The organism is Allobosea sp. P1_A7 (assembly GCF_056406775.1).
This window is the reverse complement of the sequence record NZ_JBFTZN010000136.1, coordinates 1-14542: the sequence shown is the minus strand read 5'-3', so window position 1 is coordinate 14542 and position 14542 is coordinate 1. Positions and strand designations below refer to the sequence as shown.

The 14542-nt window shown below is 62.2% G+C and carries 15 protein-coding genes and 2 pseudogenes; 8 read left to right on the top strand and 9 right to left on the bottom strand.

Features of this window, described 5'->3' with window-relative positions:
- Nucleotides 1-460 precede the first annotated feature (460 nt).
- The gene (locus AC1D34_RS22085; RefSeq protein WP_476825329.1) at nucleotides 461-655 is read left to right on the top strand and encodes a hypothetical protein; all 195 of its coding nucleotides are present in this window, start codon (nucleotides 461-463) and stop codon (nucleotides 653-655) included.
- Nucleotides 656-1145: 490 nt separating this feature from the next.
- On the opposite strand, the gene AC1D34_RS22080 is transcribed toward AC1D34_RS22085, so the two are convergent.
- The 3 genes and pseudogenes from AC1D34_RS22080 to AC1D34_RS22070 form a co-directional block, all read right to left on the bottom strand.
- The gene (locus AC1D34_RS22080; protein WP_476825328.1) at nucleotides 1146-1967 is read right to left on the bottom strand and encodes a hypothetical protein; all 822 of its coding nucleotides are present in this window, start codon (nucleotides 1965-1967) and stop codon (nucleotides 1146-1148) included.
- 49 nt (nucleotides 1968-2016) lie between these two features.
- Nucleotides 2017-2484, bottom strand: coding sequence for a hypothetical protein (locus AC1D34_RS22075; protein WP_476825327.1), 468 nt, complete (start codon nucleotides 2482-2484; stop codon nucleotides 2017-2019).
- A pseudogene (locus tag AC1D34_RS22070) lies at nucleotides 2481-4561 on the bottom strand (DUF3987 domain-containing protein). The gene AC1D34_RS22075 and the pseudogene AC1D34_RS22070 overlap by 4 nt, the downstream one beginning before the upstream one ends.
- On the opposite strand from AC1D34_RS22070, the gene AC1D34_RS22065 reads away from it, so the two are divergent.
- Nucleotides 4454-4885, top strand: a complete 432-nt coding sequence (locus AC1D34_RS22065) for a hypothetical protein (RefSeq protein WP_476825330.1) — start codon at nucleotides 4454-4456, stop codon at nucleotides 4883-4885. The pseudogene AC1D34_RS22070 and the gene AC1D34_RS22065 sit on opposite strands and share 108 nt — an antisense overlap.
- Nucleotides 4886-4973: 88 nt before the next feature.
- Here the strand turns inward: AC1D34_RS22065 and AC1D34_RS22060 are convergent, their stop codons facing one another.
- The 4 genes from AC1D34_RS22060 to AC1D34_RS22045 form a co-directional block, all read right to left on the bottom strand.
- Nucleotides 4974-5321, bottom strand: a complete 348-nt coding sequence (locus AC1D34_RS22060) for a hypothetical protein (RefSeq protein WP_476825326.1) — start codon at nucleotides 5319-5321, stop codon at nucleotides 4974-4976.
- Between the two features lie 301 nt (nucleotides 5322-5622).
- Nucleotides 5623-5835 carry a hypothetical protein gene (locus tag AC1D34_RS22055; protein ID WP_476825325.1) on the bottom strand — a complete coding sequence of 71 codons (213 nt, stop codon included), beginning with the start codon at nucleotides 5833-5835 and terminating at the stop codon, nucleotides 5623-5625.
- Nucleotides 5836-5966: 131 nt separating this feature from the next.
- Complete coding sequence (locus tag AC1D34_RS22050; RefSeq protein ID WP_476825324.1) at nucleotides 5967-6602, bottom strand: hypothetical protein; 636 nt, start codon at nucleotides 6600-6602, stop codon at nucleotides 5967-5969.
- 215 nt (nucleotides 6603-6817) lie between these two features.
- Complete coding sequence (locus AC1D34_RS22045; protein WP_476825323.1) at nucleotides 6818-8041, bottom strand: tyrosine-type recombinase/integrase; 1224 nt, start codon at nucleotides 8039-8041, stop codon at nucleotides 6818-6820.
- Nucleotides 8042-8420: 379 nt separating this feature from the next.
- Between AC1D34_RS22045 and AC1D34_RS22040 the strand changes: the two genes are divergently transcribed.
- Together AC1D34_RS22040 and AC1D34_RS22035 are read left to right on the top strand one after the other, a co-directional pair.
- Nucleotides 8421-8567 (top strand): hypothetical protein, encoded by a 147-nt coding sequence (locus AC1D34_RS22040; protein ID WP_476825322.1) that lies wholly within the window; start codon nucleotides 8421-8423, stop codon nucleotides 8565-8567.
- A 76-nt stretch (nucleotides 8568-8643) separates the two neighbouring features.
- On the top strand, nucleotides 8644-8931 hold the full coding sequence (locus AC1D34_RS22035) for a hypothetical protein (RefSeq protein WP_476825321.1): 288 nt from the start codon (nucleotides 8644-8646) through the stop codon (nucleotides 8929-8931).
- A gap of 141 nt (nucleotides 8932-9072) precedes the next feature.
- Here AC1D34_RS22035 and AC1D34_RS22030 read toward each other — a convergent pair whose 3' ends face one another.
- Nucleotides 9073-9924: a hypothetical protein gene (locus AC1D34_RS22030; protein WP_476825320.1), complete on the bottom strand. Its 852-nt coding sequence runs from the start codon at nucleotides 9922-9924 to the stop codon at nucleotides 9073-9075.
- Nucleotides 9925-10286: 362 nt separating this feature from the next.
- On the opposite strand from AC1D34_RS22030, the gene AC1D34_RS22025 reads away from it, so the two are divergent.
- Entirely contained in the window at nucleotides 10287-11315 is a 1029-nt protein-coding gene (locus tag AC1D34_RS22025) for an AraC family transcriptional regulator (RefSeq protein WP_476825319.1), read from the top strand.
- 375 nt (nucleotides 11316-11690) lie between these two features.
- Nucleotides 11691-11822 (top strand): annotated as a pseudogene (locus tag AC1D34_RS22020) (autotransporter outer membrane beta-barrel domain-containing protein); the annotation flags it as partial.
- A gap of 130 nt (nucleotides 11823-11952) precedes the next feature.
- Here the strand turns inward: AC1D34_RS22020 and AC1D34_RS22015 are convergent.
- Nucleotides 11953-12951, bottom strand: coding sequence for a hypothetical protein (locus AC1D34_RS22015; protein ID WP_476825318.1), 999 nt, complete (start codon nucleotides 12949-12951; stop codon nucleotides 11953-11955).
- A gap of 563 nt (nucleotides 12952-13514) precedes the next feature.
- Between AC1D34_RS22015 and AC1D34_RS22010 the strand changes: the two genes are divergently transcribed.
- Together AC1D34_RS22010 and AC1D34_RS22005 are read left to right on the top strand one after the other, a co-directional pair.
- Nucleotides 13515-14252 carry an outer membrane protein gene (locus AC1D34_RS22010; protein WP_476825317.1) on the top strand — a complete coding sequence of 246 codons (738 nt, stop codon included), beginning with the start codon at nucleotides 13515-13517 and terminating at the stop codon, nucleotides 14250-14252.
- 156 nt (nucleotides 14253-14408) lie between these two features.
- A complete protein-coding gene (locus tag AC1D34_RS22005; RefSeq protein ID WP_476825316.1) occupies nucleotides 14409-14534 on the top strand; it encodes an ABC transporter in 126 nt (41 codons plus the stop codon).
- The last annotated feature ends 8 nt before the right edge of the window (nucleotides 14535-14542 follow it).

Sequence of the window (14542 nt, the reverse complement as noted above, 5' to 3'; positions counted from 1 at the left end):
GGGCCGAGGACGCCCCGACGAACTGAAGCCCAAGCCTCCAACGCGTTCTTCAAGTTCACTCCGCCGATGCGGTGAAAAACACGCCACGGCTCGCCGCGCCGTCGCCCCAGATGCTCATTCAGCCAAGCCTTCATGAATACGACGGGTTAGGTAGGCCACAAACAACGCGACTAGCTTCCCTCCCAGGAGGGGAAGACCAGGAGCGCGAACAGGGCAATGGCGAGCGCGAGATTAACAAGACCGAGCATAGCCACGGTAATCCCAGAACCAAAACGGAGAGGTGGAGCTCTGCGACATCAAAGGCTATCGGAACTCAGCTGCCACGGCTGAGATTGATCGTGACCCGCGTCAGATAGAGCTTCCCCTCTCACTCCCCCAGCCTAGGCGGCCCGATGGCTGCTCCGCAAGAAGAAGTGATGCCCGGATCGTTCTCCTCGGCGTCGCGGATGAGACGAGCCTCATGGATGTCCTTGCGGGTGATGCCTATATCGGCAGCAGTCGCCTTGGCGTTCCCATCGAGAACGCCAGCGCCACGACCATCTCGTCCAGTGGCTACTTCGCCCCGCTCCTGCGCGGCGTCGTATTCGTCAGCAAGACGGCGCTTCGCCCTCGCCTCGATCTCCAGAGCATCTGCCTGCGCCAGGTGATCCCGTAAATGTTCTGTCCGGGAACAATAAGGCCACCGCATCCACGCCGCTGCGCTAGGGGCGCAAACGAGCGCACCGCTTCCAGGACAGACGCGGTGGGCAAGGGAAAAGGGATATTTCTTCGCAGAATATCCCTCAGGCCAAAAACTCTTCCAGACCAAAACCTTCTTCCAGGGCAGAAGAAGGTCGAGGTTCCAGACGGGAACCTCAAGGCACGCGCTCACAGAATGTCCGCGTCACAGCCTCGACCGATGCCGAGCATTTCGGAGAAGATGGGCGCCAGGGCCGCGTCAGCGAACGGCTTGTCCTAAAGCCCAGCGATATGCCGGTGAGGCTCGATCGTCAGACCGCAGCTCCATCGGCCATCCTGGTGCACCAGGACGGGGCACGGTCCTTCCCGCACGCCCGCATAGTCCCTCGCCAGCCGGCAGGGCTTGATGATGCAGCATTGGCCGCAGCCGTTGCAGGGAGCGCCGAAGCCAGGGTACTGCGGATCTGTCACTCGGCGGCCTTCCAGCCTTCGAGATAATGCCGCATCGACTCGCGCTCGGCCGCCTCGATGTCACGCAACCGCGCAAACTCCTCGGGCGGCAGATGCTTCTCGATGCAGTCGCGAACGAGGCCGCGCAACCGTCCAGGCTCGATCGCGTCAAGCTCGACGCTCTCATCACCGCCGCCCCATGATTTCGCACGCGAATCGGTGCTCTTGGTCGGGCGCGTCGGCAAGCCCCAGCGCGCGATCTGCCTCGGCGTGACGGCGACGCGCTCGAAGATGATGTTGGCGGTCGGTGCCAGATCGTTGAGCGTCTCCTCGATCTTCTCGGCCGCATTGACGCCGGACGGATCGAAGTCGCCGAAGTGGTAGATGAAGCAGTCCCTGTCCTGCTGCTCCATCGACCCGGCTGCCGAGTGCAGGAACGACAGCGAGGCGTAGCCCCGCGACACCATCAGCGGCACGTCGAACTCGTCGGTGACATCGACCACGACGCCGGCGAGCGCGTCCTTCTCCAGCCAGATCTCGACATAGGCGTCGGCATCGGTCCAGAGCGACTTGCGGTAGCCTCGGGCGGCCCATGAAAACGCGTGCTCAATGCCTTGGAAGGTCGTCGGCTTGCGCATCCAGCGCGTATTGTCGGCGAGCCATTCATAGGGGAGCAGGCCGTCGCGGCGCATGTCGGCGAGCAGGCTCTGGACCTTGCTGTAGCCGTTCTCGGTCTTCTCGATGATGCCGCGCACGGTGGCCTGATAGAACACCTGGCGCACGGTCATCGGATATTGCTCGGCGACGATGGTGTAGAGCGCCTCGCGACGCTCGACCATTTCAGCCCTGGTCGCCCGAACCCGCTTGTCGGGCTAGCCATAGCGCGGTTCATGACTGCGTCCTCCTGTGGATCCCGATGGTTGCGAGGAAGGCCTTGGCCTGCGCGACACGGTCAGTGCGCCAGGCGGACCAGCAGTCGTCGTGCAGCCAGACATGATCGGGCGGGATGCCAATGGCGAGCAGCACGCCACCCACCGGATCCGGACTGCCGCAACTGCCGCAGGCTGTGGGCGGGGAACTGACTGGATTGCGGTATTGCCACTGCGCGAGACAGGCCTGGTAGGCGACGTCTTCGGCCTCGGCCCTCGACTTCCCCAACTCGATCAGCCGAGCCACATCGCGCTCAAACGTCAGGACCACATCGCTGACCGGTACAAGGTAGGATTTGGGTTTAGGTGCTGCGGCAGTTGCGGCGTTTGCGGCACTTCGCCCGGGTGGCGAGGCGCGTGTTTCCGGTTCCACCGCTGCGGCAGTTGCGGCGTTTGTGCCTGGAAGCTGAAACCGCCTGTAGCTCACGCGCTGGCCTCCTGGACCAGCCGCACGCGGCGAGGACGGCCTGGCTCGTCCTCGATCCAGCCATGCGAGGCGAGGATGGCGAGGGCTTCGTCTGCCGTGGCCTTGATGCGGAAGGCTGGCGGGGCGAGCTTGCCAATGTCGCGGACGCTGAAGACGTCCTCGCCGCGCTTGCGCATCCAGTCCAGAAGCTGCTGGGCGCGGACAAGGCGCGGATCGGTGCGAGCAGCCCGCTGAAGGCGGAGGGCTTCGTACACATACCAGTCGGCCAGCGTCAGGGCTGCGCGCATGGCGTCGGAGCCAATCTCGGTCGCCCGGACGTGGTCAACAATCGTGAGCACGCCTGCGATGCGCGCCGCGTGCTCGGCGATCTTGGCCGCGAAGTCCTCCACCGGATGAAGCTCGCCGCCAGCCCCGCACTGCCMTTCGATGTGATCATAGAAGGCGCGCCACGCGATGGTGGAGGCCTCGGTGATGGTGAGCACACGCGGCTCGAGCTCGTTTCTGCGGTCCTCGGCCAGCGGCCATGGCGCTTCGAGGATCGAGAGGATGCGCGCGCCGTAGGAGCGGATCGCGTCGTTATCCTCGGCCTCAACATCGCGATAGAAACGAGTGCCGGCGATGCTATCGGGCGCGGCCACCAGCACGCGCGACAAGAGGCCCTGGTCGCGCAAGAGCGGATCGGCGAGGAACTGCGCCGCTGCGTCGGGCTGCACCATTAGGTGCATGGAAAGCCGGCGGCCGTGGAGGATCGTTACGCCGTCGAGCGCGCGAATGCGCTTGATTGGCTGCCCGTCCCACATTTCCGAATAGCCGGCAGCGGTGCGAAGCCGGTTGTCCGGCGACATGCCGTGCCCGCCGATGAACATGCCACCCTCGGCGGTGAAGATGCCGAGCGCCGCCGGTGCATTGACCCATGCCTTCACCAGCCCCTCGATCGTCGGTTCGGGTGCCGTAAGGAACGGGTAAAGCGGGCGCTCTGGTTCGGGACCGAGTTCGACCAACGCCTTCCGCCGGGCGTCGAAGTCCGTCTTGCGGTCGCCCTCGATCTTCTTCTTCTCCCCGCTCCAGGCGGCAAAGGTGATCGACCACACGCGATGCTCGTTCTCGTACTCTTCCTTCAGCGCCTTTTCACGCTTGCGGACTGGCCAGAGGGCTTCGCTATCGGCTGAGTCTTTCTGGCTCCTGATGCCGCTATCGTCACGAAGTCGAGCGACAAGGGCCGTTTCTGGCCATAGGGCAACATCACATCGGCATGCGCCTGGCATGCGAGCGCGGCGACGGCGAGCACAGATTGCGCCGCGATGGCCTCCGGCACCTGGACCTTGCGCGCTATGGCTGCGGCAGCGCTAGACAGGACCGGTCCCAGCGACTCAATCGGAAAGCGCTCGGCTTCGGGCATGGGCGGGAAGAGCGGAATCGGGCCGTCGGCTGCCGGCTCTGCGTCGGGGTCGGCCGGCTCCGGTGTCGGATGGAATTCTCCAAGCCTAACCGCCTCATCGCTGCCATTGGCCCGCAGCGCGTCGTTGATATCCTTACCGGCCGTGGGCAGGAACACATGAACTTCGCGGCCAGCCGCATGCCACCGGTCGCCGACGGCCTGCGTCGCCCTTTGACTGGCACCGCTTTTAACCATCTCTCCCAGAACCCCAATGGCATCGATGTCCGGCATGACGGGAAAGTCCTTGATCGCGTCGGCCGAGCCCGTCGCCCAGACCGGCGAGATCCCGGCCGCGCGCGCTGACAGGCACGTCTCGATGCCTTCCCCGATCACGATTGTCCTGCTGGAGCCTTCGATGCTTTCAAGCTTGATCGCAGCGCCGCCGACCGGACCCATCATCTTCCGATCGACCTTGGAGCCGTCAGCGGTCARCGCGGTGCGGTGGATGGCAACGAGCTCGCCGGTGTCGATGCTATGGAATGCCGCGACCATGCAGGGGTGACGGGTGTTCTTGCCGAACGGGCATGACGGATGAAACCGGATCACGGCCATCGCCATCTCGTCAGCCAGTTCGAGGCCGCGCGACCGGAGGTAGACCTCGGCGAGCGTGCCGCGCGGATCGACCGATTCATTCCAGATCGCGATGGCGCGCTGCTTGTTCTGCTCGGCGTCATCCCGAACGGGGGCAGCCTGGCGTACGCGCGGGTTGCTCATGATGCGAGGCATCGACCTGTCGTCGATGCCAGCGCGAGTCTTCACATAGTCCCGGCAGGCCATCGGATCGTCGCCGGCGTGGCTGTGCACCACGAAGCCGCCAGGATGGTCCGGCGCGATCTTGACCGCCATCGACCTGTCGGCAGGACTATGGCCCGGCCCCGGCGCGACAAGCTGGCCGCCGGTTATCTCGCCGCCGAGGGCGCGCTGAAGGTGGGGGAGTGTCAGCATGACACCTCCGACGAATAGGGTGATCTGAATGCGAGACCATCGTCCGCTGCGATCTGCTTCGCTTTCGCGACAGCGCCGTTGGCAGGTGGGAAAAGCGGGGCGGCGTTCAATTGCCTGCCCTCTTAGACCCAACGGCGCGCTCGAATATCTCGCGCGCCAGATCTTCCGGAACGTCGCAGTCGAGTCCCTCGGCGCGGAGGATGATCCCGCGAAGGCGGAAACCCGGCGATACCTGTTTCACGGTGGTGTACCAGGCGCATCCGAGCGGCGCGGGCGGACGCCGCTCCACCAGGAGCGCCGTCTCGATCTCCGCCGGCGACGCCACCCGCAGGCGATGGGAGCGGTGCTGCTGGCGGCGGAAGAATTTTGCGTCACCTTCGATCGTGGCGACGTTCCCTTCCGCCAGTCGCTGCGCGAGCAGGAAGTCGGGATGGTGTAAGCCGGTGATGGGCATGCGATGGCCTCCCCTGGTCGAGGGGGCCGCGAACGGGACGAGCAGGGCCTGGTCGCCTAAATTACACGCTGTGTGGACGTGCAAGTTTGCGGGCCGCCGCCGCTGGTTAGCGCCAGTTGGCGGCGGTTTCAGTTGAAGGCGGCTGGCGCGCGCGGCGTTGATCTGCCGGTCCGGTGTCTCTCGATCATCTCGAAAGCCTTGCCGAGATAGCTTTCCGAATCTGCGTGCTGGCGATTGCTTTTGTCGGCCTGGAAGACCCGATAATCCAACCTGATGGGTTTCGCATTTATAAGGTTCATGATTACGCGGCCTCCTTCTCGGAGACAGCTTCGAGCGAGCGGATATAGCGCTCGATCTCGGATGCCCGGATGAAGGTCCGGCGGCCGTTGCGAACCGCCTTGAGACGGCCGGCGGCGAGTTCGGCGTAGCCCTTGGTCGGCTTGAGCCCCGCCAGCGCGATGCCCTTGAGAAAGGGGATCAGCGGATCGACGGGTGGGATGAATGCAGTGTCCATCGTTCGTCCTCAATCACCCGCGTTTATCGGAACGCAACTGGCGGGTGAGGACGAAATTGGCGGCGATTCGGCTACACTGCGATTTGTTCAATTGTTCGCGTCGAAATGGCCCGAACAATTCGCCAAACAATTCAGGCCCGATTGTTTCGGCCGCGCTTTAAACTCATCGTGTGCGATTGCCAGAGTGCGTAGAACGAATCATGTGAGACGTCGGGCCTGTGTTTCTTCCGCCACGTCTGGCTTTCCCGAATGGGGGGACAAACGCCATTGTGCGCATGCTTCAACGCTTCAATGTCTGAAATCGTTGCGGCTCGTGATTTCGGCGCAGCCGCCTTTTCCGGCAATTGGCCACGGATAAATCGTTCCAGTTCATCTCTGCGAACAAAAACAGGCGCCCCGTTGGTTTCGGGACCAGGACAAACGAGGTAATGCACATCCGTCCGAAGGCCAGGTGACCCAAACGACTCTTGGGCCCACTTTGATCGCCCAGCTAGCTCGGCGGTCTCTCCAGTCGCGACATCTCGGATCAGAGCGCGCACCAAACCCGATTCCAACGCAGAGCGCAGAAGTTTCTCAACCCGGCGTCGAGAGGCGTTGTAAGCCAAGTTCGCGTCGTCAGATGACGAAACCCAGCCGTTTTCGTCGCGAACGATGTCATCCCTCAATGCGCGCTGATATTTTTCACTATCTTCGAGCGTGATCCAGGCCCGCTCAAACGCGTCAGCCAGCCAAACGTGTTTATCGGGAAGGGTGTGAGCAGCGGCCAACGTCAACCTCCATGAAAGAAAGAACGGCCTGGGGCCGCTCGCATCGATTTGGTCAACCCACCACGGTGCCATTCGGACCGCTCGTTCCAATGCTTGCCTCGAGCGTGTGAACCGGCATTCTTTCACCACTCAGCACCGAGTTGTGGTAGATGGGGCAGGCGCGCGGTGGGGCGCGCTTTTCCCCTGGCCGGGATAGTCCCATCCGTCTCGGTCGATTAGCCGGCGCTCGCTGGCTTCATCGGAATTACCTTGGCGCCAGTGCGCAGGAGGTCGAGGTGGTCCGCCCACCATTGGCTCATGCGGGTGCGCTCGTCCCAATGGCGGCCCCTGGCGTAGGCGCGTCGCACCGCATCTTGGTCCTGATGGGCCAGTGCCCGCTCGATCGCATCAGGCGACCACAGGCCGGACTCATTCAAGAGCGTGCTCGCGGTCGCTCGAAAGCCATGGGGCGTCATCTCGTCCTTGGCGTACCCAATGCGGCGGAGGGCGGCATTCATGGTGACATCGGACATCGGGCGCGAGGCTGAGCGCAGCGACGGGAACAGCAACGGGCTCCGGTCCTGAACCTCACGCAGTTCCTTAATGATGGCCAYGGCTTGCCGGGGCAGCGGCACATGGTGCTCGCGGCGCATCTTCATGCGCTTGGCGGGGATGATCCAGATAGCTTCCTCTAGATCGAACTCCGTCCATTCGGCAAAGCGAAGCTCCCCCGGCCGCTGGAATAGAAGAGCCATGAGCTGGAGCGCGGCGCGGGTGCCGGGCTGGCCTTCATAGGCGTCAATGGCGCGGAGCAACCCGGCGAAGCCCTTGGCATCAGTAATTGCAGCCCTGCTCGTTGGCTTCGGGGCCGCGAGCGCGCCCCGCAAGGCCAGCGTCGGATCGTCCGCGACCTTGCCGGCGGCGATGGCGTAGCGATACACCTGGCCAATCACTGAGCGCAACCGCTTCGCGGTTTCGAGGCGCCCCCGCTTCTCCACCTTCCGAAGCGTCGCAAGGATTTCGGCCGCACTGATTTCAGAGATAGCGCGCTTGCCCAGGTCATCGGTCGCGAAGGCCAGCAGCCAGTCAAATTTCTCCAGCGTGCCCGCAGCCTTGCCCTCGCGCTCTTTCTTCCCCCGGAGTTCGGCGGCGAACGTGGCGAAGGTGGCGGCCCGGTTTTCCTGCTTCGTGATGCGATCGAGGCGCTTCTGTGCGGATGGATCGCGTCCGCCTCGCAAATGGTCCTTGGCGACCTCTCGCGCGGCTCGTGCCGCTTTCAGGTCGATGCCAGGATACGGGCCGATGGCGAGCTTCTTTTGCTTGCCGTCGAAGCGGTAGGCCATGCGCCAGAGCTTCGCGCCGTTCGGCATGATCCAGAGTTGCAGGCCGCCGCCGTCCGAAAGCTTGGTCACTTTCGTCTGCGCCTTCGCGTTCCTGATGGCCGTATCTGTCAACGGCATGTTGGCCTCGCAATTGATGGCCTCGGGCTGAGGACAACAGGAAGGCCAACAAATCGGCCGACTGTCAATGAACGCCAGCGAACACCACTGACGCCTAAAGACAGCAAAACCGGCCTTTTAGGGCCGGTAGCGATCGTCTGTGAACATAGATGATTGAAAGTTTGGTAGCGGGAGACCGACTTGGCCGCTACACACACTCGAAGTACAAAATGAGAACCATGCTGAGAACGCCAATATTTTCAGGGCCTTCGGTCCCGTTCGAGCTTATGCGCGTCGCCGTCTGACAATCAGCATCTGCTCTTCGCATTCCCAATTGACCCCGCTCGCATCCAAGTCACGAAGGAGGAACCGAACCACAGCACAAGCCAAGGAGGGCACGGTGGTCAGCATCCCAGTAACCAGCAGCTTCGTCGGCCAGCAGATCGTCTCCTATGACGAGGCCCTGCCGCTCGTGGCTCGCTATGTCCGCCTGTGCGATCTCGACCCGAACGAGCGTCGCAGGATCCCGCCTATTTCGACGCCCTGAAGTGCGGGCTCGTCGGCCCGGCTGAAGGCGCTCCCGTCTACATGCTGTCCGAGGGCATCGCGACCCGATCAGGGGCATGCTGCGCAATGCCGGACTTCCGGTCGACCGCAAGACCCCGGCCGAACGTGACCTGATGGCCGAGGTCGGCTCCGCGCTGGAGAAGTACAACGGCTACCGGACCACCGCCACGGCGGGGAAGGTCTATGCCGCGCTGAAGGAGGAGGAAGGCTGCTTCTTCGTCCATATGCGCGAGCCCCGCCAACATCGCCAGGACCAGTGCGATCCTGCGCGACCTGCTGCCCGAGGCTGCGATCACGACCCTGTTCGTCGAGCGCCCCGATGCAGAACGGATCACCAGCAATGACGCGGACGCGGGCGTGGAGACCATGCCCTACGATGTCCGGCTCACCAATGACGGAACGCTCGAACAGCTCGTCATCCAGTGCGAAGCCTTCGCACGATCACTTCCTACAAGCGCTGAGTGCCGTGACGATTGCGACGATGGCTATTTTGGCCCGCACTGTGCGGAGAAAATAGCGCCCCGATCTGCCCGGTTCTTCAACATCGCCCAGAGCATCACTCCCCGCCCAGTCGCATCGAGATGAAAGCGGTACACGTCGACCTGACCGAGCGGATACGTCAACGCCAGTGTAAAATCCTTGTCGTTGTCGCCTTCGATTTTCGTGATCTCCGCGCCGTCACCCAAGGCTGAAAATGGGAGCCCGACGGAGCCCTTGATGATCAAATCGTATCGTTTGCCGGTGCGGCTGACGGTCACAAAACCATCTGTTATGCCGTCCTCCTCCCAGTCGGCTGGAGGGGTGAGCGATTTGCCGACGATGTTTTTGCAGGTCGTAATAACAGTTTGCGCGCTCGCCGCGTGTCCTGCGAAGACAGACGCCAGGATCAGGATGAGAGCCGTCCTTCGGGGCAGGTGCATTGCATCCCTCGCTACATCCGGACTCGTGGACAGGATGTTCCATTTTCCAGGCGATGAAGACAAGCGATGCTGATCTGCAATTAATTGCATTTGCTCATTGACCACGGTAGCTCCACAGTCAGACTGAGATATCGGCCCAAGTCTCGTCATTACTGCGGATGTGACGATAGACGTCGTGCTAGACGTGATGCGGTCGAGGGGGGAGGCGCAGTTGCCGGTGAAGCGGTTCCACCTCTGTCGGGTTTCGGCGTCGTTATCGTCCCGCCGGATGCGAAGTGCGTCGCTGGTGCCCTCCACGCAACCGGCAATCCATTTGGGTTCGGCGTATGCCAGAATAGCCAGAACACTGGGGTCGACGTGCAAAATGCAGAACACCCCAAGCGTAACGGGCTTACCTGGGTAATGCGTGATGCCCACGCTACTCATCGCCCATGGGACACAGGGAGACAGCCTTGGCAGGCGGTGTGACAGTCTGGGCCGGCGGCGCTGCAATCTGGCCATGCGCGGCGGTCGTGAGAGCACTAGCAGCGGCGGCGACGATGATGGCGGTCTTGACGCTCACGGTGCGATGGGCCCCGTTGAATGATGTCTAGGAATAACGGGGAAGGTTCCCCAAGGGCCTTCGCAGCATCCGTTATGGTCGACCTATACGGCTCGGATCGGACCTCCCCGATTTACGTTGTCGCTACGTCGGCCGCTTGTTATTATCGGCCAAAATCTGCTCGCCCCAGCCTAGGGTGTTGTACTCGGCCCAGACATGAGCGGGGAGTTCGACGGCTTTGCGACGTGACCTGGTCTCCCTGCCGACGACCCGAGCGGGTATCTCGCGATTAGTCATCAGTCGCGTGGCCAGCGCCGGGATACCGGTTGCGCCTCTCCTGAGCGAGGTCGGCCTGTCCGAGGAGATGCTCGCCGATCACGAGCAACGAGTGCCTGCCCGGCGTCAGGTCGCATTTTTGGACCGGGCCGCGACCGCGCTTGAGGATGACTGCCTTGGCTTCACCCTGGCGGAGGAATTCGACCCCCGTGCTCTCGGGCTGCTGTACTACGTGATGGCGTCGTCGCAAACGCTCGGCGAGGCACTGCAACGAATTGCCCGGTACAGTTCGATCACCAATGAAGCGCTGATCTTCAGCATTGCAGAGGGAAGCGAGCTCACCATCACTCTGACCTACGCCGGCCTTCCCCGCCATTTCGACAGGCATCAGGCCGAGTTCTGCATTTTTGGAGCAATCCGGATTTGCCGCATCCTGACGGGATCAAACCTCGTCCCGCAACGCGTCTCGATCGCTCACCACCGATCGGGAGATACGACTGCGATGTCACGGTTTGCCGGAACGAAAGTGGAGTTTGGCGCAGGTGTCGATGCCTTCGTTCTGCACGCTGACACGCGCGAACGCCCGCTCGTGAACGCCGACCCTTACCTCAATGAGCTCATGCTGACAGATTGCGAGGCGGCATTGTCGTCCCGCACAAGCAATGCGAGCCCGCTTCGGGTCAGTGTCGAGAATGCGATCGCTCCGCTGCTGCCTCATGGAAAAGTTCGCGCGGAATTCATAGCCCGTCACCTGGGCATGAGCGAACGGACGTTTGCGCGAAGGCTCGCCGAGGACGGCTTGAGCTTCTCGGAAATCCTCCAGCAGATGCGGCGCGACCTGGCTGTGCGCTATCTCAGCGACCGCGACCTCCATGTCTCGAAGATTGCCTGGCTACTGGGGTTTCACGAGGTCAGCGCGTTCTCGCACGCCTTCAAGCAATGGACCGGGCTGGCACCGAGCCAGGTGCGGTTGGCGGGCGTTCAGAGCTGATTGATGTCGTTTCGCCAGGCCGGACGTTCGTTTCCAAATATTGCTGCCGCTCGAGATCCGAATGGGACGGGAGTGCGTTCACCACGAGTGGCATCGCCGAGTTCTGCCTGCGCGAGGGGATCGCCTCGTCAAGTTACTATGGTTGGTCGAAGGAGTTCACCCCTCCAGCCCGGATTGCCGAACTCGAGCTAGCCTGGCGGAGTGACTGACGGCCACGCGCACCCTCAAGCGATCGCGGATCTGCGTTGACCGTCATCCGCGCGTGGCAATGAAACCCGGCGTTACAGATAGCCGAACTCCGATGGAGCCGAAGAAGGAGTTCTCCTCGGCCATCGAACTGATCCCCTTCCGCGCCGATCTTGGCGCTCCTGGGCCGAACTCAGGACCGGGATCGACGCCCAGATCACCAGGAACACAGCGCTCCATGCTACGGCCGGATATCAGATCGGGCTCAATGGCCGCTCGCACGCCTATGACGTCAGGCTAGGGTTCAAAGTGAGTTGGTAGCGCATCCTGCCTGTAAAGCTGTGAGCGTTCTGGAGACCTTTGCTGAAGGGGCGCAGACCGATGGGCGGGACATCTAAAGGGCGATTATCGTTGCCGGTCGGCGGCGGTATCTTCCGCTCCCGAACCATCGTTAGAAGCCCTTCGACGATGCATGTAATGGGCGCTTGACGGCCTGAGCGACTGCGGTGGCGATCTTCTGCGCCACGCCACTTTCGAGATCGATGGCGTTACCGGAATGCAAGTCAGCCTCGTAAATGGCGGACCAGATAATGGCGGCCGTCTTTCCCTCCATGAGGCGGCTTGTAATTCTGAGCTTGCCATCGGCAGACCGGATCATCCCTTCAAGGATGTGCGGGGCGCCGAGCTGACGCCGGACAGCGGATGGTTGCAGCGCCAGAGCATCGAAAGCCTCGCTTCGAACGATGGTCAGCTCCCGAAACGTAGCGAGCTGCGAGAGCATTTCTTCGGAAAGACCGGCTGCGAAGACGCCGGTCTCTGGCGTCGGGGACAGGTTGACGAAGGGCTTTACGAGAAGGGAAGGACCCGAGGGAGTAGTCAATGACGCGGCCGGTCGTGATTGGTCCGCCATCACCATGACCGCCACAAAGGTACCGATTGCCAGTGCAATGGCCGAGCCGACGAGCCAGGGGCGCCTGAGCCAGTCGACGTAGCCTGGACGGGGTTGGGCTATCGGCTGCGGTTGGGGCAATGAGAGCGGTTGGGCAAGCAACTGATCGTCCGGTCGCCATGAGAAGCTCGGCACGTAGCTTCCCTTGGGAATTTCGATCAGCACCCGGTCTGTCTTGCCTTCGAGAAAATAGTATCGCTCCAAGGCGCGCCTGAGCCGGCCGGCCTCGATGCGCACGACCGGATCGTTCAGAATGTCGATATTCGTATCTCGGCCAAAGACTTCGACCGCGATCGAATAGGCTTTGATGCGGCCTGCCCGGCCAGCGAGCGTCTGCTCAATCACATAGGACAGAAACCGCCGCACCCGATCGGGAGCGTTGAAATCGCGACTGGCCAAAATGCAATGCAGTTGCGCGCGGATATCGGCTTCGCATGGCGCGGGCACCGGTTGGGAGCCCGAGGCATCAGAAACACAACTCGATGTCGTTTGCCGTTCCATGGAGTATTTCTCCCGCACGTCAAACCCGCCATGCGCATGATGATCAGATGGGGCGACCGCAGTGACCCCGGTTAGGTTTATTCGTCCAGGGCTCGCCGCCATTCATCCTGCATCGAGCAATATTCGTGCCCGACCGATCGCCACACGCTTGGCGAACCACGAGCGCTCGTCACGACAAAAACCGGCATCAACGCTAACTCCTTGGGATCAGTGAACCGCTTGCCGCCCCCTGTCGCCCAGATCACCATGTTTGAAACGAGGCTGCCTGCCTCCGACTGAGCTATTCGTGGCCGGCCGCTTATGGCCCCGAATACGCGCGACATAGCTGGCGAAATCACGTTAACTCCGGAACGTATCGTTTTTGCGACATGCGAGCGCCCCGTTGGAAATCGGCAAGCTCCGGACAGTCCAATTTTCGCATTCACATAGAGCCAAGTAATCAAAATGCCGCATTCCGGAATATTCGGAACTTCCACGGGGGATGGCGCTGACTATTCGGGTTCACTGCTGTTGCTTGGTGTGTGACAGGTAAGCTGGCCTACCCCCTAAACTCGGAGAGCATCATGCGATTAGGACTTGTATCCACGGCCGTTCTTGCGACCTGCCTGGCGACGTCTGCCTTCTCAGCCGACCTTCCCAGCCGCCAGGCACCGCCGCCGGTCCCGATGGTCTACGCTCCTGTCTTCACCTGGACCGGACTTTACGTCGGCCTCAACGCCGGCATGGGCTGGGCTAACTCGGGTAACATCACCGTCACCGGGCCGACGGCTGGTTCTTCCGGAATTCTGGGCGGCAACGGCGGCGACGGCGCGTTCGTCGGCGGCGGCCAGATCGGCTATAACTGGCAGTCCGGCGCATGGGTCTACGGTCTCGAGACCGATATCCAGTATGTCGGTTCGAGCGGCAATGTCTCCTGGGGGCAGTACACCTGGTGGGCAAACAGAGGCGGTGGTGACGGCGGCTATTTCGGCACCGTGCGCGCCCGCGTCGGTTACGCCTTCGATCGGACCCTAGTCTACATCACGGGTGGTCTGGCCTATGGCGGCCTGAACAGCAACCCGTTGACCGGCAACACGACAAGCAACGCCGGCTGGACCATCGGCGGCGGCGTCGAATACGCCTTCACCAATAACTGGACGGTCAAGCTCGAAGGTCTCTACGTCGATACGGGCGAGGGCCGACAGACCAGGGCCTTCAACAACCCCGCGGGCGGCGTGCTGCCGGCMGGAATTTATACCGCAACCACCAGCGGCGGCGGCGGCGGCGGGATTGTTCGCGCCGGCGTGAACTACAAGTTCTGAAACGCGTCGGGTGGAACTCCTGTGGCCTTGTTGGACATAGGCTGCCCGCACGTCGATCCAGCGATGTTGCATAGAGAATTTGCGCATCGTGCTAACAACGCGTTGCTACAGAACAATTCATGTTGAAAGTGTAGCAACGATATTCGAGGAACTTCGATGACCAAATCAGCTATTGTTATTGTCTCGATCGCTTTGCTTTCAGCCGGCGGCTGCGTTGGTGTTGGCAAGGGCAAGGGCAAGGCGCCCCCGCCGGTTGCAACGCCTATCGTCACCAAGGGCTAATGGATGAT

Coding starts and splice junctions, on each gene's coding strand:
- AC1D34_RS22085 (WP_476825329.1), top strand. CDS start 461: ATGGATGTCCTTGCGGGTGATGCCTATATCGGCAGCAGTCGCCTTGGC.
- AC1D34_RS22080 (WP_476825328.1), bottom strand. CDS start 1,967: ATGGTCGAGCGTCGCGAGGCGCTCTACACCATCGTCGCCGAGCAATAT.
- AC1D34_RS22065 (WP_476825330.1), top strand. CDS start 4,454: ATGAAACCGGATCACGGCCATCGCCATCTCGTCAGCCAGTTCGAGGCC.
- AC1D34_RS22060 (WP_476825326.1), bottom strand. CDS start 5,321: ATGCCCATCACCGGCTTACACCATCCCGACTTCCTGCTCGCGCAGCGA.
- AC1D34_RS22055 (WP_476825325.1), bottom strand. CDS start 5,835: ATGGACACTGCATTCATCCCACCCGTCGATCCGCTGATCCCCTTTCTC.
- AC1D34_RS22035 (WP_476825321.1), top strand. CDS start 8,644: ATGCTGCGCAATGCCGGACTTCCGGTCGACCGCAAGACCCCGGCCGAA.
- AC1D34_RS22015 (WP_476825318.1), bottom strand. CDS start 12,951: ATGGAACGGCAAACGACATCGAGTTGTGTTTCTGATGCCTCGGGCTCC.
- AC1D34_RS22005 (WP_476825316.1), top strand. CDS start 14,409: ATGACCAAATCAGCTATTGTTATTGTCTCGATCGCTTTGCTTTCAGCC.